Raw genomic sequence first — 16,880 nt, forward strand, 5'->3', positions numbered from 1 at the left:
AGCCGCCCCCATAGCCGCGGTGGCGGCGCTATTCCTGCCCGCCGCCGCCCAAGCCCAGGCCCGGGCGGTGGACCTGGACCGTTTCGACGGCCGCTGGTTCGAGATCGAGCGCAGCCACAACAACGTCCAGAAGGACTGCAGCCGGGCCCAGATCGACTTCACACCGCAGAACACGCCGGGTCGCTACGGTCTGACGGTGACCTGCACCCGGCGCGCGGACGGCCAGGTGGAGACCCTGCGCGCCAACGCCCGCATCACCGACCCGGAGACCAACGCCAAGTTCCGCTTCACCCTGACCGGCCTGCTCAGCTTCGGCGGCCTGGCGGGGCAGAACTACTGGGTGTGGGATCACGATCCGGCCTACAACTGGGCCATCCTGGCGCTTCCGAACAAGTCGGACTGGTGGATCTGGCACCGCAATCAGGCGGCCGGGCCCGCCGAACGCCAGCGGCTTCTGGCCCGCGCCCGCGCGCTCGGCATGGGCATGAGCCGGGTCGTCTCCACCGGCGGCTGACGGCGCCGCTTGCAGGCGGAACGGAGCCGGAACATAAGGGCGGATGCCCGCCGCCGCCGTTCATCTGGAGCTGGTCTTCAGCCGCCCCGAGACCACCCTGTCGGTCACGCGCGGCGCCGCGCGACTGCTGATGGACATGGGCTATGCGCCGCTCCTGGAGGTGTGCCTGCCCAATGGGCGCCGGGCCGACGTCATGGCCGTGGGGCGCAAGGGCGACATCGTCATCTGCGAGGTGAAGTCGGGGATCGAGGACTATCGCGTCGATCGCAAATGGCCGGAATACGCGCCCTTCTGCGACGCCTTCTTCTTCGCCGTCGCGCCGGAGTTTCCGCAAGACATTCTGCCGGACGAGCCGGGCCTGATCGTGGCCGACGGCTTCGGCGGAGCGGTGGTCAGGGATGCGCCGGTAGCGGCCCTGGCGCCCGCGCGGCGGAAAGCTCTCACCCTCGCCTTTGCTCGCCTGGGCGCCCTGCGGACGATGCGGGAGTGAAGCCTAGCGCGGCGCGCGCTTTGCCAAAATCCGCTGCAGGGTGCGGCGGTGCATGCCCAGGCGTCGCGCGGTCTCGGAGACGTTGTGGTCGCACAGTTCATAGACGCGCTGGATATGCTCCCAGCGCACGCGGTCGGCGCTCATGGGGTTCTCGGGCGGCTCGGGCGCGTCGCCGGCGGCCAGCAGGGCCTTGACCACGTCGTCGGCGTCGGCCGGCTTGGACAGGTAGTCGACGGCCCCGGCCTTGACCGCCGCCACGGCCGTGGCGATGGCGCCGTAGCCGGTCAGCATGACGATGCGGGCGTCGGCGCGGCGGTCGCGCACGGCCTCGACCACCTTAAGGCCGTTGCCGTCCTCCAGACGCATGTCCAGCACCGCGAAGGCCGGGGCGTGGTCCCTCAGCGCCGCCGTGGCGGCCGCGACCGATTCCGCCGTGGTGACCTGGAAGCCGCGCGCCTCCAGGGCGCGGCCCATGCGGGTGCGCAGGGCCTGGTCGTCGTCCAGCAGCAGCAGGGACTTGTCGGGCAGGGCGGCGATGCGCGTCTCTAGGTCGGACATTCTCGAAGGTTCTCCTGCCGCATGAAGTCGGGGCCGATAGCGCGCGGGTCAAGACCGGGGTTCCCCCTGCGACGCTTCGACCCAAGAGCCGGCGAACGTTCAGTCCGCCACTTCCAGCGCCGGTCGCGCCCAGCGCACGGCCACGCGCGCGCCGCGCGGCGCGCCCTTCTGCTCGGACTGGGGCAGACCCTGGCCGACGCTGACCTGGCCCCCCGTCCGCTCCAGCAGGGTTCGGGCGATGAAGAAGCCCAGGCCCATGCCGCCCTGGCTGGGGGCGATCTGCGGCGCGGCCGGCGCGCGCCGGCGCGCGGCGTCGGCGATCTGGGCGGCCAGGGCGCGGCGCGCCTTGCCCTGGGGCCGGCTGGTCACATAGGGCTCGCCCAGGCGGGGCAGGATGTCGCTGGGGAAGCCCGGCCCGTCGTCCAGGATTTCGATCTCGATCCAGCCGGCGTCGACCAGGGCCTGCACCCGCACGGTGGAGCGGGCGAAATCGGCGGCGTTCTCGACCAGGGTGGACAGGCCGTGCACCACCTCGGGCATCCGGCGCACCCGGGGCGCGGGCTGGCCCGGCGGGGTGCGGACATTGACTTCGAACGCCAGGTCGAAGCCCCGGTGCGGCTCCACCACCTCTTCCAGCAGCGCCTTCAGCGCCACGTCGGCGTACAGCGCGTCGTCGCCTTCGGGCTCGCGCGACAGTTGGGCCAGGATGCCGCGACAGCGCTCGGCCTGCTGCAGGATCAGGTCGGCGTCCTCGGCCAGGTCTCCGCCGGGCGGGGCGGCGCGCTGCATCTCCTTGGCCACGACCTGGATGGTGGCCAGCGGCGTGCCCAGCTCGTGGGCGGCGGCCGCCGCCAGCCCGCCCAGCGCCGCCAGACGCTGCTCGCGCTGCAGCACGTCCTGGGTCGTGGCCAGGGCCAGCTCCAGCTTCTCGGCGTCGGCGGCCACCCGCCAGGCGTAGCCGGCGGTGAAGACCACCCCCGTCACCAGGGCCAGGGCCATGCCGAAGCGGTAGAGGGTCGGCAGGGCGAAATGCTCGTAGGGCCGCCAAGGCAGGGGCTCTGACCAGAAGAACAGGATCGCCACCGCCAACAGGGCCAGCAGCCCCAGCAGGAGCGCCTGGCGCGCCGGCAGGGCCGCCGCCGCGATCGTCACCGGCGCGACCAGCAGCAGGCAGAACGGGTTCTCCAGCCCGCCCGTCAGGCCCAGCAGGACGCCCAGTTGGAAGATGTCGAACCCCAGGTGCATAGCGGTCAGCCGCCCGTCGGGCAGGCTGGCCTCCAGCCGCCGCACCCGCGCCATCGCGCCCAGGTTCACCGCCGCGCTGACGGCGATGACGGTCAGGCAGGGCCACAGCGGCAGCGGAAAGTGCAGGGCGACATAGGCCGTCAGGATCGCCGAACTCTGGCCCAGGATCGTCAGCCAGCGCAGCACGATCAGGGTGCGCAGCGAGAATCCCCGTCCCCGGCGCGGCGCGTCGCGCCAGCCCTCCAGCATGTCGGCGTGCGGCGCCTGCGGCGCGATGCGGGCTTCTGTCGAGGTCACGCCCCCTCTATAGACCGGACCCGTCCCCAGCGTGAGAGGTCGTCATGCCGCGTCGTTCCGTCCTGCTGTTCGCAGGCGCCTGCATCGTCTTCGCCGCCGTGCTGGCGCTCGTCACCATGGTGGTCGTCTCGGGTCGCGGGGGCGCGGGCGCCGACGAGGCGACCTCCACCGGCCAGCCGCTGGTGGGCGGGGAATTCCATCTGGTCGATCAGGACGGGCGTCCGGTCGATCAGACGATGCTGGACGGCAAGTGGAGCCTGGTCTTCTTCGGCTTCACCTACTGCCCCGAGTTCTGCCCCACGACCCTGGCCGAGCTGGCGGCGGTGCAGCAGCGCCTGGGCGCCCAGGCGGACGACCTGCAGATCGTCTTCATCAGCATCGACCCCCAGCGCGACACGCCCCCGGCGCTGAAGGACTATCTGTCTTCGGACGGCTTTCCCCAGGGGACCATCGGCCTGACGGGCACGCCGGAGCAGGTCGCCCAGGCGGCCAAGGCCTACCGCGCCTATTACGAGAAGGTCGGCGAGGGCGACGGCTACACCATGAACCACAGCCTGACCGTCTATCTGATGGGGCCGGACGGCAAGTTCCGCACGGCCGTCGCCTATGGGCTGGGACCGGAAAAGTCGACAAAGATCATCCAGGACGCCATGGCGCGCGGATGAGCGGGCGCCCATAATCCTTTTGCAGGGCGGCGCGTTCTATGCTGCGCTGCGATAGCGGCCTTCGCCGCCGGGACGCCCATGCTCTACGCCCTTCACGAACTCGCCTATCAGTCCGCCCTGCCCTGGCGCATCGGCGCGCAGGCGGCGCGCCGCTTCTGGAGCTCGCCGTTCAATCCGGCCGCCGACACGGCCGTCGGCCGCACGGCCTACGCCTCGGCCGAACTGTTCGAGAGCGTCACCCGCCGCTACGGCAAGCCCGATTGGCGGCTTGAGACGATCGACGTCGACGGCAAGCCGGTGCGCACCGTCGAGCAGGTCATCTGGCAGAGCCCCTGGTGCCGCCTGGTTCGGTTCGCGCGCAACATCGGCGACCTGAAGCGGACGGGAAAGCCGGCCTCGGGTCCGGCGGTGCTGATCGTGGCGCCGCTGTCTGGCCACTACGCCACCCTGCTGCGCGGGACGGTCGAGGCCTTCCTGCAGGACCACGACGTCTATGTCACCGACTGGATCAACGCCCGCCAGGTCCCGGTGCTGGAGGGCCGCTTCGACTTCTTCGACTACATCGACCACGTCCGCCTGATGCTGGCCGAGATCGGCGGCCGGCCCCACGTCGTCGGCGTGTGCCAGCCGGGGCCGCCGGTGCTGGCGGCCGGGGCGATCATGGCCGAGGACGACGATCCGAACCGGCCCGCCTCCATGACCTTCATGGGCTCGCCCATCGACGCGCGCCTGTCGCCGACCGTGACCAACCAGCTGGCGGAGGAAAAGCCCTTCACCTGGTTCAAGTCGAACATGATCCACACCGTGCCCCTGCCCTATCCGGGGTTCGGGCGACGCGTCTATCCGGGGTTCGTGCAGCTCTACAGCTTCATGTCGATGAACGAGGAACGCCACCGCGACGCCCACTGGGACTATTTCAACAGCCTGATCGACGGCGACGGCGACGGGGTCGAAAAGCACGAGGAATTCTACGACGAGTATCTGTCGGTTCTGGACCTGACCGAGGAATTCTATCTCCAGACCATCGACATCGTCTTCCAGCAGCACCTGCTGCCGCGCGGCCTGCTGGAGCATCGCGGGCGCAAGGTGGATCTGACGAAGATCGTCGACATCGGCCTGATGACGGTGGAGGGCGAGAAGGACGACATCTCCGGCGTCGGCCAGACCCAGGCGGCGCATGGCCTGTGCCCCAACGTGCCCGACGACCGCCGCCAGCTGTACGTCCAGCCCCGGGTCGGCCACTACGGCGTGTTCAACGGCCGCCGCTTCCGAGACGAAATCTATCCCCGCGTGCGCGACTTCATCGCCAGCAACGAGAAGACCCTTGGCGTACCGCGACGGCCAGCGACTGCCGCTTGACGAGGGGGGCGGCGCCGGCCCCGTCCTGAGGCTGTCGGTCAATCCGCGCGCCCGGCGCCTGTCGGTGCGGATCGACGCGCGCGCCGGCGAGGCGGTGGTGATCGCGCCCAGCGAGCGCGGCCTGGCCCAGGCCGTGGCCTTCGCCCGGACCAAGGGCGTGTGGATTTCCGAACGTCTTGCGACGCGGCCCCCTGGCCGACCGCTGGAGCCGGGGCAGGTGATCTCCCTCAAAGGCCGGCCGGTGCGGCTGGAGGCCACGCCCGGCGCGGGGGCCGCACGCCTGGTCGAGGACGGAACGGTCATCCGATCGGGCGGCGAGGGCGAGGCCTACGCCCGGCGCGTCGAGAACCTGCTGAAACGACTGGCGCGCGACGTTCTGGTCGAACGCACCGAGCATCACCTGCGCGCGCTGGGACAGGGGCCGGTCAAGGTGTCGATCGCCGACACCCGCTCGCGCTGGGGCTCGTGCAGCCCGCACAACCGCACCATCCGCTATTCCTGGCGGGTGGTGATGGCCCCGCCGCCGGTGATCGACTATCTGGCCGCGCACGAGGTCGGCCATCTGGTCCACGCCGACCACAGCCCGGCCTATTGGGCGGTGGTGGAACGACTGGTCGGCGATCACCGCCCCTTGCGCCGCTGGCTGCGCGACCACGGCGCCGCGCTTCACGCCGTGGGGCGCTAGGACGCCAGGCCGCCGATCCAGCCCAGATGCTCGGCCAGGATCAGCAGGCCGATGCCGATCAGGGCCACGCCGCCCAGCAGCTCCGCCGTCTTGCCGAAGCGCACGCCGACCGCCTTGCCGATCAGCATCCCGGTGGTCGTCAGAACGAAGGTGGTGAAGCCGATCGAGGCGGCGATGATCCAGATGTCGGCCCCGATGAAGGCCAGGCCCACGCCCACGGCGGCGGCGTCGATGCTGGTGCCCACGGCGGTGGCGACCAGGGCCAGCAGGCCGCCGCGGCGGGACGGCGCGCCCTCGTCCTCCGCGTCCGGCTTGGACAAGCCTTCCTTGATCATATGCGCGCCGACGACGGCCAGCAGGGCGAAGGCGATCCAGTGGTCGATCTGCTGGATCAGGCCGGCGGCGATCAGCCCCAGGCTCCAGCCGATGATCGGCGTGATGGCTTCGATGACGCCGAACACCAGACCGGCGCGCAGCGCCTGGCCCAGCGCCGGGCGATGCGCGGCCCCCCGACCGACCGCCGCGGCGAAGGCGTCGGTGGACATGCTGAGCGACAGGACCGCGATGGCGCCTGGGGTCATCGAAACACTCCGCCGGACACGAGACTCAACGCCCCCGCTCCGGCCGGCGCGGCCGCGGGAAGCGCTGGTCTCGCTAGGCGGAAACGGTGTTCCGCTGGTCGCACCACGCCGACGTCGGAGAGGACGGCGGCGAATGTGTTGATACGACCCCGGCTTCGGACGCCGGAAGCTACTCCCCAACAGGAGCGGGCCGTCTACAGCCGATGCCTTGTCGATGCAAGGCGGCGGCCGGTCTCAGTAGAACAGCGGCTCCTGGCGGCGTTCGGGCGGCAGGCGGCCGTCGACCTGTTGCTCGGGCTCGCGCGGCTGGGCCGGCTGGGGCGAGGTCGGGCGCACGATGGGCGGCTGGCCGGGCGTCGGCTGCGGCGGGGTCTGCGCCGGTTGCGGGGCGTAGGGATCGCCCTGGCCGGGATCGACCGGCTCGACCGGCTGGCCGTCGCCCAGGTTGGACAGCAGGTCGCCGACCGGGTCGGGCGCCTGCCAGCCCTCGGGCATGGCGGGACCGTCGGGAATGCGCGGGGCGTTCAGGCGCGGCAGGGCCGCCTCCATGAAGCCCTTCCAGATGGCGGCGGGCGACGAGCCGCCGGTCACGCCGCGCATCGCGGTGTTGTCGTCCTTGCCGACCCAGACGGCGGCGACGAAGCCGCCGGTGTAGCCGACGAACCAGGCGTCCTTGTAGTCCGAGGTCGTGCCGGTCTTGCCCGCCAGATCGCGCCCCGCGATGGCCGCGCCGCGCCCGCTGCCCGAGGTGACCACCCCGCGCAGCATCTCGTTCAGATAATAGAGCGGCGGGTTGTTGATCGCCTGGCCCGTCTCGGGATTGGAGCGCTGGTAGATGACCCGGCCTTGCGGCGTGCGGATGCGGCTGACCCCATAGGGTTCGACCCGGCGCCCGCCGTTGGCGAAGGCGTCATAGGCCCCCGCCATCTCCAGCGGAGAGACCTCGACCGCGCCCAGGGCCATGGCCGGCTCCAGGCCGATGCGGCTCTCGATGCCCAGGCGGCGCGCGGCGCGGGCCACGCTGTCGCGGCCGATCTGGTCGGCCACCGAGGCGGCCACGGTATTGGTCGACTGGGCCACGGCCTGGGCCAGGGTCATGGGGCCAGAGAAGGTCCCCGAATAGTTGCGCGGCGACCAGTTGCCGATGGTGATCGGTTCGTCCACCACCGGGGTCTGGGGCGTGTAGCCCGCCTCCAGCGCGGCCAAGTAGACGAACGGCTTCCAGGCCGAGCCGGCCTGGCGGCGGGCGTCCACCGCACGGTTGAACTGGCTGTCGGCGTAGGAGGCGCCGCCGATCATGGCCCGCACCCGGCCGTCGCCGTCCAGCGCCACCAGGGCCGCCTGCTCCACGCCCCGTCCCTCGTCCCGGTCCAGGATGCGGCGCACCGAACGTTCGGCGGCGGTCTGCAGGGTCAGGTCCAGGGTGGTCTCGACGATCATGTCCTCGGTCGGCTCGCCGACCAGGCCGCGGATCGACTTGTCCAGCCAGTCGATGAAATACTGGGCGTGCTGGGTCGCCAGGGTGCGCGAGACGATGACCGGCTGGGTCACGGCCTGTTCGCGCTGGGCCGCGGTGATGACGCCGGCCTCCTCCATCTCGTTCAGCACGACGGTGGCGCGCGTGGCCGCCCGCTCGCTTTCGGACAGGGGCGAATAGCGCGACGGCGCCTTCAGCAGCCCCGCCAGCAGGGCGGCCTCGCCGATGGTCAGGTCGTTGGCGGACTTGTCGAAATAGCGCTGCGACGCCGCCTCGATGCCATAGGCGCCGGCGCCGAAATAGACCCGGTTCAGATAGAGGGCCAGGATCTCTTTCTTGGTGAACTTCATCTCCAGCCAGACGGCCAGCATCAGTTCCTGCACCTTGCGGCGCATGTTCTGGTCCGGCGTCAGGAACAGGTTCTTGGCCAGCTGCTGCGTCAGGGTCGAGCCGCCCTGCACCACGCGGCCCGCGCGCATGTTGGCCGCCGCCGCGCGCATCATGCCGACGGGGTCGAAGCCGGGGTGATGGTAGAAGCGCCGGTCCTCGATGGCGATGAAGGCCGCCGGCACATAGTCCGGCAGGGCGTCCAGGTCCGCCGGCGGCGCCATCTGGGTGCCGCGCGTGGCGATCAGCGCGCCGTTGCGATCCAGATAGGTGATCGAGGGCTGGCGATCGACGTCGTAGAGGCTGGAGGTGTCGGGCAGGCCGCGCGCGAACACGGCGAAGAAGACCACCAGGAAGATCAGCCCCCACACCGCCAGGACCGCGCCCCAGTAGATCAGACGCTGGAGCACCGAGCGCCTGGGCCTGCCGTCGCCCTGTCCTTGACCCGCCCCTGGACCCGCCATGTTTATCCTCAGATGCCGCGCTCAGGCGGGTTTAGCTCCACGGGTATGTATCCCGTATGAAGCGCCGCCGAAACGGCCCCGCCGACATCACGCGACCGTGAGGCGTTATTCGGCCGAAAGAAAGGCGCGCCGCGCCAGCCAGACGCCGTCGCTTGTCTCGCCGTCGATCTCCACCGTCAGGCCGGCAAGCCTCAGCAGCGTGCGATAGGCCTCGGGGTCGAGGCTGGCGTGATACAGCGGCTCGTTCCTCCACTGGCCGATGGTCTCGCCATGCGCCCGCCCGGAGGTGAACATCAGCCGGCCCCCGGGGGCGACGCGACGAGCGAGCTCGGGCAAGGTCCGGCCCTGCGCGGCCGGAGTCAGGTGGAAGAGGCTGTGCCAGGCCAGAACGCCCTCGAAGTCGCCCTCGGGCAGGCCGCCGCGCATGTCGCCGACTTCCCAGACGCCCCGTGGCAGGGTCTCTCTGGCGTGGGCGATCAGCGCGGGTGACGCGTCCAGCCCCGTCACCCGGTGCCCCCGCGCGAGCAGGGCGGCGCCGATCGGCCAGCCGGACCCGCAGCCGACGTCCAGGATCGAGGCGCTCTCACCCAATCCATGGAGGAAGCGATCCAGCCAGACCGTTTCGCCCGGGCCTCCGTGGCCGCGGTAGAGACGGTCGCCTCTGTCGAGGATCCACTCGGCCGCCCTGTCCTGATACAGGCCGACGATCCGATCCGCCGCCGGATGGGTCATCGCGCCAAGAAAGCGTCCAGCTCGGTGTAGAAGGCCTCGGGCTGGTCGAACATGATGAAGTGGGCGCTGTCGTCGATGCGCTTCAGCTGGGCGCCGGACAGGTCGGCGAAGGACATGCGGTAGATGGTGTCCGTCAGCTCCGGCGTCATGCGCGGGTCGTTGAACTTGACGTAAAGCACCTCGGTCGGCGCCGTGATCTTCGACAGTTCGGGCCGCAGGTCGGTGACGATCAGTTCGCGGAAGGCGGCGGCGGACACCTTCTGGTCGCTCTCGCGCATGTCCTCCAGCGCCTCTTCGCGGCGGGATTCGGTGTTGATCATGCCGTTGATGGCGGTCGTGGCCTGCGGGATGTAGGCCTCGCGCGGGCTGTTCGCCTGGGCCGCCCAGATCTGGTCCGCGACCGGGGTCACGCTCTCGGCCGTCGTCCCCGGAGGGCCGAACATCGCCCCCATGAAGGGCACCATGTCCACGACCATCAGCCGCCCGACCAGGTCCGGATGGCGCGCGGCCAGCATCAGGCCGATGGTCCCGCCCATGGAATGACCGACGACGGCGGGGCGGGACAGATTGTTCTCGCGGATGTAGCGGGCGATCTCCTCGGCGACCGGGGCGGCGACCAGGCCGGGCGCGTCCCCCGTCTGGGCGTTGCCCTCGGCCGGCGCCCCGGCGAAGCCCTGGACGTGGATGCGGTGGACGCGCCAGCCCACGCCGTCCTGGGCCGTCAGATGATCGACCGTCTCCTGCCAGATCTCGGGCGAGGAGCTGAGGCCGGGGATCAGGATGATGTCGCGCCCGTCCAGGTCGCCGTCGACCCGGACATGGATCCGGTCGGAGGCGAAGGCGGCGTGCTGATGGCCGTGGGCGGCGGTCGCGTCCTGAGCCAAGGCGGCGGGCGCGGCGCCCAGCATCAGGACGGCGAGAATGGCGGATCGGATCATGGTGTTGCTCCCCTTTTGACGGCGCCAACATGGCTCGCCAACTTTGCGATGTAAAGCGCTTTATACGAGGCGGGCGACAGATCCCGCATCCCTCTGTTAGACAGGCTGCATGAAGACCGACGCCGCCGATCCCGTCCAGCCGTCCCGGGCCGAGGCCCCCGCCGCCAAGGCCCCGCCGGCCGCCTTCGGCAAGGGGTTCGTGACCGACGCCTGGTATTTCGTCGCCCTGGCCCGCGACGTCGCCCCCGCCTCCTTGAAGCGCCACGAGATCATGGGCGAGCCGGTGCTGATCGGCCGCACCCGCGCGGGCCAGGTCTATGCGATGCGCGACATCTGTCCGCACCGCGCCGCGCCCCTGTCGGCCGGTCGGCTGGTGGACAAGCCCGGCGAGGGCGAGACGGTCGAATGCCCCTATCACGGCTGGCGCTTCCGCCCCGACGGCGTCTGCGCGGCCATTCCGTCTTTGGTCGAGGAGCAGGCGTTCGACACCGACCGCATCCGCGTGCGGTCCTATCCGGTGCGCGAACAGCAGGGCCTGGTCTTCGTCTGGATGGCCTCGGACGCGCGCAATCCGATGGCCCCGGACCACGAGCCGCCGGTCTTCCCCGGCGCGGTCGGCGAGGCCCGTCTGGTCGAGGCGATGGATTTCGACAGCCACATCGACCACGCCGTCGTCGGCCTGATGGACCCCGCCCACGGCCCCTATGTCCACCAGCAATGGTGGTGGCGGTCCGAGCATTCGATGCACGAGAAGGCCAAGGCCTTCGCCCCGGTCGAGCACGGCTGGGCCATGACGCGCCACGCCCCGTCGTCGAACAGCCGCCTCTACAAGATCCTGGGCGGCGCCCCGGCGACCGAGATCACCTTCCGCCTGCCAGGCTTCCGCTGGGAGCACATCCAGGTGGGCGAAAAGCAGGTGCTGGCCCTGACCTGCCTGACCCCGATCACCGAGACCCGGACGCGCATCACCCAGATCTTCTGGTCCGACCACTGGGTGTTCGGCCTTGCCAAGCCCTTCCTGCGGATGGGCGTGGTCGCCTTCCTGAAGCAGGACGGCGGCATGGTGAACCTGCAGAACGAGGGCCTGCGCTACGACCCGGCGCTGATCTGGATCGACGACGCCGACAAACAGGCCAAGTGGTACCAGCAGCTGAAGCGCGAATGGATCCGCAGCCGGGCCGAGGACCGCGCCTTCGTCAATCCGATCCAGCCCACCACCCTGCGGTGGAAGAGCTGAGGCTCTAGACGGCCGGCGGCGGGCCGAACTTCCCGGCCTGATAGTCCTGGATCGCGGCGATGATCTCCTCGCGGGTGTTCATCACGAACGGACCGTGGCTGAAGACCGGCTCGCCGATCGGCCGGGCGTGGCCCAGCAGGACCACGGCGTCGGAGACGGCCGCGATCTCCACGGCCGTTCCGTCGCCCAGCGCCGCGAGATTCCATTGCGGAACCGCCGTCCCGGCCACCTCGACCTGGCCCTTGACCACATAGAGAAAGACGTTGCGGTCGGCCGCCGCCGGCTCGACGAAGCGCGATCCGGCCGGCAGGCGCAGCACCGCCAGGTTCACGTCGATCAGCGACTGGATCGGCGCGGGCCGCCCCTGCCACTGGCCAGAGACCGGCTCGACCGTCACGCCGGCGTCGGTCACGAAGGTCGGAATGTCCGCGGCCTGCAGGCCCACGTAGTTCGGCCGCGTCATCTTCAGCCGCGACGGCAGATTGACCCACAGCTGCAGGATCTCCATCGGCCCGCCGTCGCGCTTGAAGGCGGCCGGCGACAGTTCGGCGTGGATCAGGCCCGAGCCGGCGGTCATCCACTGGACGCCGCCCGCCTTGATGATGCTCTCCCCGCCGCCGGAATCGTTGTGCGCCAGCTCGCCGTCCAGGATGAAGGTGACGGTCTCGAACCCACGATGCGGATGCGGCCCGAACGGCAGGCCGCGGTTGTTCGGCGGATAGGTCTGGGGTCCGTGGTGGTTCAGGAACAGGAAGGGATCGACCTGTTCCAGGCCCGGCCCCGGCACCGGGCGGCGCGTCGTCAGGTCGCCGATGTCGTCGCGCTGGGCGGGATGCAGTCGAAGGACGGGACGGGGGGTCAGGTCTGTCATTCGTCACATATAGGGTGGCGGATCGGCGGAGGCGAGCGTCAGCCCGGCCGCGCCACCGTCACGGGCCGGCGGTGCGCGCCCTGGACCAGAACCCCGGTCCAGCCCCTGTCCGACGCGTGCAGGCGAAGCGTGCCGGTCCCGACCGGAACCACCGTGGTCGCTCCGTCGGTCCGCGCCGGCCCGGCCACGCCGCCGTCGTCCTTGGCGAGGCGCGGGTCCAGTCGCCGCCAGGCCCCCTCGACCCGGCGCCCGCCGCCCAGGTCCGTCAGGGCCAGCGACATCAGCGGCCGCCCTTCGGCGTCCAGCACCCGCCAGCGTCCGTCCAGAGGCCCCGCGCGGCTGTCCATGGTGATCTCGGCCTGGGCCACGCCCTGGTCGTAGGCGGCCTCGGCGTCGCTGGGGCTGGTCTCGTAGCTGCCGACATAGGCGCCGACCACGACCGGCTGGGTCAGGGGACGGCGATGGGCCGCGTCGCCGGAATCGCCCTCGGCCTGTTCGCGACCAAAGTCGGAGGGCGGCTCGAACGGCCGCACCACCGGCGGCTGATAGGTTTCCGGCGTCGCCTCCAGGGCGCCGTAAGGGGTCTGGAGGGTCAGGCCGGCGGCGAGGGCGGGGGCGAAGGCGAACCAGATCATGGACTTACCCTGCCAAAGCCGCCCCGCCCGCCGCAACCCCCGGCGGCGGATGCGCGCAAACGTGATCGCCGCCGCGACGGGCCGTCTCCGCAACACTTGTTGAAGCCGTTTGTTGACACCGCCGCGCGCGGATCACTAAAGCCTTCGCAACCGCACACGGCGATTGAATTCATTCGCTTTTGAGAACGATTCGCATGACTCATCCCAACCCGACGTCGGGGGATGCGCGCGACGACCAGACCGGCCGTTTCGTCACCCAGCCGAACGGTCACGTTCGACCCCTCTCCCCCCACATCAGCGTCTGGCGCTGGCACATCACCATGGCCGCGTCGATCCTGTTCCGCGTGACCATCGGCGCCATGACGGTCGCCGCGCTGATCGCCCTGGCCTGGCTGGCCGCGGCCGCCGCCGGGCCGGACGCCTACGCCGGGGCGCTGGCCTTCGCCGGATCGCCGCTGGGCCTGTTCATCGGCTTCGGCCTGACCGTGGTGCTGTTCTCCTTCATCCTCAACGGCCTGCGCCACCTGATCAACGACACGGGCGCGGCCTTGACGATCAAGCCGGCCAATCTTCTGTCCACCATCGCTGTCTGGGGGCCGATCCCGCTGGCGGTGCTGTTCTGGATCGCCTTGTTCGCCACGGGGAGGGTCTCGCTGTGAGCAGCCCGGCCAAATTCAGGAACCGCGTCAAGATTTCCGAGCGCCACGGCGCCGGCGAGTGGACCATCGAGAAACTGCTGCTGGCGGCGCTGATGCCGCTCAGCCTGTGGGTCGCCTCCAGCGCCGTCACCCTGGCCGGCGCCGACTACGGCGTCGTGGCCGCCTGGTTCGCCAACGGACTGAACGCCACGCTGGCGGTCCTTGCCGCCGTGGCCTTCTGCGGCTTCGCCGCCCTGGCCTGGAAGGTCATCGTGGAGGACTACATCCACCGGCCGGGCAACAAGGCCCTGCTGCTGGCCGTGGTGAACATCGCCTGCTTCCTGCTGGCGGCCGCCAGCGTCTTCTTCATCGTGCGTCTGGCGCTGGGCTCGGCCCCGCTGCCGGCCGGAGTCTGATCCCGTCATGGCTGCATACGAGCTTATCGATCACGAATACGACGTCGTCGTCGTCGGCGCCGGCGGTTCGGGCCTGCGCGCGGCCCTGGGCGCCGCCCAGCAGGGGCTGAAGGTCGCCTGCGTCACCAAGGTTTTTCCGACACGGAGCCACACGGTGGCGGCCCAGGGCGGCATCTCCGCCAGCCTCGGCAACATGGGCGAGGACAGCTGGCAGTGGCACATGTACGACACCGTCAAGGGGTCGGACTGGCTGGGCGACCAAGACGCCATCGAATATCTGGTCCGCAACGCCCCCAAGGCCGTCTATGAGCTGGAACACTGGGGCGTGCCCTTCAGCCGGACGGACGAGGGCAAGATCTATCAGCGCGCCTTCGGCGGCATGACCCGCAACTTCGGCGAAGGCCCGGTGCAGCGCACCTGCGCCGCCGCCGACCGCACCGGCCACGCCATCCTGCACACCCTGTACGGCCAATCCGTGCGCCGCGAGGTGAAGTTCTTCATCGAATATTTCGCGCTGGACCTGATCATGCAGGACGGCGCCTGCACCGGCGTCACCGCGCTGCAGCTCGACACCGGCCAGCTGCACCAGTTCCGCGCCAAGATGGTGGTGCTGGCGACCGGCGGTTACGGCCGCGCCTACTTCTCGGCCACCAGCGCCCACACCTGCACCGGCGACGGCAACGCCATGGTGCTGCGCGCCGGCCTGCCGCTGCAGGACATGGAGTTCGTCCAGTTCCACCCGACCGGCATCTACGGCGCCGGTTGCCTGATCACCGAGGGCGCGCGCGGCGAGGGCGGCTATCTGACCAACTCGGAAGGCGAGCGCTTCATGGAGCGCTATGCGCCGACCGTGAAGGACCTGGCCCCGCGCGACATGGTTTCGCGATCCATGACCATCGAGATCCGCGAAGGCCGCGGCGTGGGTCCGAACAAGGACCACATCTTCCTGCACCTGGACCACCTGGATCCCAAGATCCTGCACCAGCGCCTGCCGGGCATCTCGGAATCGGCCAAGATCTTCGCCGGCGTCGACGTGACCAAGGAGCCGATCCCGGTCCTGCCGACCGTCCACTACAACATGGGCGGCATCCCCACGAACTATCACGGCGAGGTGCTGACCCTGCGCGACGGCAACCCCGACAGCGTGGTTCCGGGCCTGATGGCGGTGGGCGAAGCGGCCTGCGTCTCGGTGCACGGCGCCAACCGCCTGGGCTCGAACTCCCTGACCGACCTGGTGGTGTTCGGCCGCGCCGTCGGCCTGCGCTGCGGCGAGGTGGTGGACAAGGCCTCGGCCGTGCCGACGGCCTCGAAGGCCCAGACCGACGAACACCTGGCCCGTCTGGACCGCTTCCGCAACGCGAACGGCTCGACCCCGACCGCCGAGCTGCGCCTGTCGATGCAGCGCGCCATGCAGGCCGACGCGGCCGTGTTCCGCACCGGCGAGACCCTGCAGCAGGGCGTCGACAAGCTACGCGCGATCGACGCCGCCGGCGCCGACATCAAGACCACGGATCGCGGCCTGATCTGGAACACCGACCTGGTCGAGACCCTGGAGTACGACAACCTGATCGCCCAGGCCCTGGTCACCATCGAGGGGGGCCTGAACCGCACGGAATCGCGCGGCGCCCACGCCCGCGAGGACTACCCCGACCGCGACGACGAGAACTTCATGGCGCACACCATGATCTACCGTGACGAGACCGCGGAGATGGAGGGCGTCAAGGGCATCCGCTTCGAGACCAAGCCCGTCGTCGTGACCCGTTACCAGCCGATGGAGCGTAAGTACTGATGAGCCACTCAGCAACCGAGACCGAGGCCCCCGTGGCCCAGGCGCAGACCCAGTCCGCCGGCGGCGGCGCAGGCGAGGTCGAGAGCTTCGACATCGTGCTCAAGGTCCGCCGCTACCTCCCGGAGTCCTCCGAGGAGTCCTACTGGGACGAGTGGCGCCTGACCATGTACGGCACCGACCGCGTGCTGGACGCCCTGCACAAGGTCAAGTGGGACCACGACGGCACCCTGTCGTTCCGCCGCTCCTGCGCCCACGGCGTGTGCGGCTCCGACGCCATGCGCATCAACGGCCGCAACCGCCTGGCCTGCAAGACGCTCCTGAAGGACCTCGACCTGTCCAAGCCCATCCTGGTGGAGCCCATCAAGGGCCTGCCGGTGGAGAAGGACCTGATCGTGGACATGGACCCGTTCTTCCAGTCCTACCGCGAGATCATGCCGTTCCTGGTCGCCGAGGGCCACGCGCCCACCAAGGAGCGCTACCAGTCCCAGGCCGACCGGGCGATCTACGACGACACCACGAAGTGCATCCTGTGCGCCGCGTGCACCTCGTCCTGCCCGGTGTTCTGGACGGATGGCCAGTACTTCGGCCCGGCCGCCATCGTCAACGCGCACCGGTTCATCTTCGACTCGCGTGACGAGGCCGGCGACATGCGCCTGGAGATCCTGAACGACAAGGAGGGCGTGTGGCGCTGCCGCACGACCTTCAACTGCACCGACGCGTGCCCCCGCGGCATCCAGGTGACCAAGGCGATCTCCGAGGTGAAGGAGGCCATCCTGGCCCGCCAGTTCTGATCCCCCGCACCACGACGGCGGCCCGTCTCCTCACCTCGAGGAGGCGGGCCGCCGTCGTCGTGCGTGGTGCCCCTCCCGCCGAGGCCCGCAGACGCGCCGTCACCGGCCCGG

At 70.3% G+C, this 16,880-nt stretch carries 18 protein-coding genes; 10 read left to right on the forward strand and 8 right to left on the reverse strand.

The genetic code is table 11. The annotated features are described in order from the left end of the window. A partial coding sequence (locus B2U11_RS10665; protein ID WP_349680724.1) for a lipocalin family protein occupies positions 1-514 on the forward strand: 514 nt, incomplete at its 5' end. 43 nt (positions 515-557) lie between these two features. Then, on the forward strand, positions 558-1,004 hold the full coding sequence (gene mmcB / locus B2U11_RS10670; RefSeq protein ID WP_292071657.1) for a DNA repair putative endonuclease MmcB: 447 nt from the start codon (positions 558-560) through the stop codon (positions 1,002-1,004). A gap of 3 nt (positions 1,005-1,007) precedes the next feature. On the opposite strand, the gene B2U11_RS10675 is transcribed toward mmcB, so the two are convergent. Next, positions 1,008-1,562: an ActR/PrrA/RegA family redox response regulator transcription factor gene (locus B2U11_RS10675; RefSeq protein ID WP_292071659.1), complete on the reverse strand. Its 555-nt coding sequence runs from the start codon at positions 1,560-1,562 to the stop codon at positions 1,008-1,010. A 99-nt stretch (positions 1,563-1,661) separates the two neighbouring features. Beyond that, on the reverse strand, positions 1,662-3,104 hold the full coding sequence (locus tag B2U11_RS10680) for an ActS/PrrB/RegB family redox-sensitive histidine kinase (RefSeq protein WP_292071661.1): 1,443 nt from the start codon (positions 3,102-3,104) through the stop codon (positions 1,662-1,664). A gap of 44 nt (positions 3,105-3,148) precedes the next feature. On the opposite strand from B2U11_RS10680, the gene B2U11_RS10685 reads away from it, so the two are divergent. From B2U11_RS10685 to B2U11_RS10695, 3 genes are all read left to right on the forward strand, one after another. Beyond that, on the forward strand, positions 3,149-3,769 hold the full coding sequence (locus tag B2U11_RS10685) for an SCO family protein (protein WP_292071663.1): 621 nt from the start codon (positions 3,149-3,151) through the stop codon (positions 3,767-3,769). Positions 3,770-3,847: 78 nt separating this feature from the next. Continuing rightward, positions 3,848-5,128, forward strand: coding sequence for a polyhydroxyalkanoate depolymerase (locus tag B2U11_RS10690; RefSeq protein WP_292071665.1), 1,281 nt, complete (start codon positions 3,848-3,850; stop codon positions 5,126-5,128). Further along, positions 5,094-5,813: a M48 family metallopeptidase gene (locus B2U11_RS10695; RefSeq protein ID WP_292071667.1), complete on the forward strand. Its 720-nt coding sequence runs from the start codon at positions 5,094-5,096 to the stop codon at positions 5,811-5,813. Before B2U11_RS10690 ends, B2U11_RS10695 begins: the two co-directional genes overlap by 35 nt. Here B2U11_RS10695 and B2U11_RS10700 read toward each other — a convergent pair. From B2U11_RS10700 to B2U11_RS10715, 4 genes are all read right to left on the reverse strand, one after another. Next, the gene (locus tag B2U11_RS10700) at positions 5,810-6,394 is read right to left on the reverse strand and encodes a manganese efflux pump MntP family protein (RefSeq protein WP_292071668.1); all 585 of its coding nucleotides are present in this window, start codon (positions 6,392-6,394) and stop codon (positions 5,810-5,812) included. The genes B2U11_RS10695 and B2U11_RS10700 overlap by 4 nt on opposite strands. A 234-nt stretch (positions 6,395-6,628) precedes the next feature. Further along, on the reverse strand, positions 6,629-8,722 hold the full coding sequence (locus B2U11_RS10705) for a transglycosylase domain-containing protein (RefSeq protein WP_292071670.1): 2,094 nt from the start codon (positions 8,720-8,722) through the stop codon (positions 6,629-6,631). Positions 8,723-8,827: 105 nt separating this feature from the next. After that, positions 8,828-9,454, reverse strand: a complete 627-nt coding sequence (locus B2U11_RS10710) for a class I SAM-dependent methyltransferase (RefSeq protein WP_292071672.1) — start codon at positions 9,452-9,454, stop codon at positions 8,828-8,830. Then, complete coding sequence (locus B2U11_RS10715) at positions 9,451-10,392, reverse strand: alpha/beta fold hydrolase (RefSeq protein ID WP_292071674.1); 942 nt, start codon at positions 10,390-10,392, stop codon at positions 9,451-9,453. The genes B2U11_RS10710 and B2U11_RS10715 overlap by 4 nt, the downstream gene beginning before the upstream one ends. 109 nt (positions 10,393-10,501) lie before the next feature. On the opposite strand from B2U11_RS10715, the gene B2U11_RS10720 reads away from it, so the two are divergent. Then, the gene (locus B2U11_RS10720) at positions 10,502-11,629 is read left to right on the forward strand and encodes an aromatic ring-hydroxylating oxygenase subunit alpha (RefSeq protein ID WP_292071676.1); all 1,128 of its coding nucleotides are present in this window, start codon (positions 10,502-10,504) and stop codon (positions 11,627-11,629) included. Positions 11,630-11,633: 4 nt separating this feature from the next. Here B2U11_RS10720 and B2U11_RS10725 read toward each other — a convergent pair whose 3' ends face one another. Both B2U11_RS10725 and B2U11_RS10730 read right to left on the reverse strand, forming a co-directional pair. Further along, a complete protein-coding gene (locus B2U11_RS10725) occupies positions 11,634-12,500 on the reverse strand; it encodes a pirin family protein (protein WP_292071678.1) in 867 nt (288 codons plus the stop codon). Positions 12,501-12,538: 38 nt separating this feature from the next. Further along, on the reverse strand, positions 12,539-13,135 hold the full coding sequence (locus B2U11_RS10730) for a hypothetical protein (protein ID WP_292071681.1): 597 nt from the start codon (positions 13,133-13,135) through the stop codon (positions 12,539-12,541). A gap of 194 nt (positions 13,136-13,329) precedes the next feature. Between B2U11_RS10730 and sdhC the strand changes: the two genes are divergently transcribed. From sdhC to B2U11_RS10750, 4 genes are read left to right on the forward strand one after another with little or no spacing between them, the layout of a single operon-like run. Next, positions 13,330-13,794 carry a succinate dehydrogenase, cytochrome b556 subunit gene (sdhC, locus tag B2U11_RS10735; protein ID WP_292071683.1) on the forward strand — a complete coding sequence of 155 codons (465 nt, stop codon included), beginning with the start codon at positions 13,330-13,332 and terminating at the stop codon, positions 13,792-13,794. Next, positions 13,791-14,189 carry a succinate dehydrogenase, hydrophobic membrane anchor protein gene (gene sdhD, locus B2U11_RS10740; RefSeq protein ID WP_292071684.1) on the forward strand — a complete coding sequence of 133 codons (399 nt, stop codon included), beginning with the start codon at positions 13,791-13,793 and terminating at the stop codon, positions 14,187-14,189. Before sdhC ends, sdhD begins: the two co-directional genes overlap by 4 nt. A 7-nt stretch (positions 14,190-14,196) precedes the next feature. Next, positions 14,197-15,978, forward strand: coding sequence for a succinate dehydrogenase flavoprotein subunit (gene sdhA, locus B2U11_RS10745; protein ID WP_292071685.1), 1,782 nt, complete (start codon positions 14,197-14,199; stop codon positions 15,976-15,978). After that, on the forward strand, positions 15,978-16,769 hold the full coding sequence (locus tag B2U11_RS10750; RefSeq protein ID WP_292071687.1) for a succinate dehydrogenase iron-sulfur subunit: 792 nt from the start codon (positions 15,978-15,980) through the stop codon (positions 16,767-16,769). Before sdhA ends, B2U11_RS10750 begins: the two co-directional genes overlap by 1 nt. The last annotated feature ends 111 nt before the right edge of the window (positions 16,770-16,880 follow it).

Source organism: Brevundimonas sp. UBA7534, assembly GCF_002479325.1.
Classification (GTDB): Bacteria; Pseudomonadota; Alphaproteobacteria; order Caulobacterales; family Caulobacteraceae; genus Brevundimonas.